Source organism: Ochrobactrum sp. SFR4 (genome assembly GCF_019730395.1).
In the GTDB taxonomy this organism is placed as follows: Bacteria; Pseudomonadota; Alphaproteobacteria; order Rhizobiales; family Rhizobiaceae; genus Pseudochrobactrum.
Window position 1 is genome coordinate 1 of the sequence record NZ_JAAPBB010000059.1, and the last position, 998, is coordinate 998.

General features: G+C 49.4%; 1 pseudogene. It reads right to left on the reverse strand.

Annotated features, from left to right (window positions below):
* Window positions 1-50 precede the first annotated feature (50 nt).
* A pseudogene (locus HBA93_RS17805) lies at window positions 51-668 on the reverse strand (helix-turn-helix domain-containing protein); the annotation flags it as partial.
* Between the last annotated feature and the right edge of the window lie 330 nt (window positions 669-998).

Here is a 998-nt window from a genome sequence, read left to right on the forward strand (position 1 = left end):
TGCACCGGTTGTGTTCCGGTCTATCTCTCATTTTAAGCGGCTTTTTTCTCAAATGCCAGCGGTTTGCCCCAAAGCTCCAGATAGGCCTTCGTCGCATGGAAATAATCAAATGTATTCTCTGATCGGGCAAAGCGCAGGTGTAGAAGCTTTCCGGTCGCATCATCTATATAAACGAGGAGGGCGCATTTGGGACCCCGCTCCTCGAACCACCAATGATGCGAACCGTCGATCTGTATCAGTTCACCAAAGCAATCACGCCGGCCGCGCGGTTGATGCAGTTGTCGCTTGCGTTCGCGACGCGATGTCCACAATCCCGCTGCTGTCATCCATTGCCGCAGCGTCTCCTTGCTGACTGAAAGCTGATGGCGTTCAATCAGCTTCTCACAGGCCAGTGTCGGCCCAAAGTCCCGATAATACGTCCGTACAATATCCAGAACATCATTCCGGAAATCCTCGCCATAACGGCGATTGCTCGGGCGACCGCGCTTGCCCGAAACAAGGCCCGTTGCACCAAGCCGATCAAATGCCTGTAACATCCGATGAACCTGGCTGCGACTGAGGCCAAGCAGCGCCGCTGCCTCCACCACACGAAGCTGATTATCTCTGATTTGCTGAACGGTCTTCAGCCGGTTGAGTTCTTTCTGCGACATCGTGATCAAACAAGACATGACGGCTCCCATCCGTTGCTTGCACCCGGAAACCTAGTCTTCCTTTCCTTGTTTGGTTTGAATAGGGCAAGCGACTAAAAAATGTCGCATCTCTAATTTGCCCAACTGTCGCATCTCTATATAGCTGTTATAGTTGTATATCACATAATGTATATTATGCACACGCTAGTAATAATTTATTACACCTAAGTGTAAATCTGATTTGTTTTTCTTTGTCAAGCGGGAGGCGGGGGATTTTACTCTCACTATTTTGGTTGTTTCCGTAAAATCCCCCTATCGGCACCACGGTACGAACGATTTGCCACTACCTGAGCCATTTTTTTTATTGTT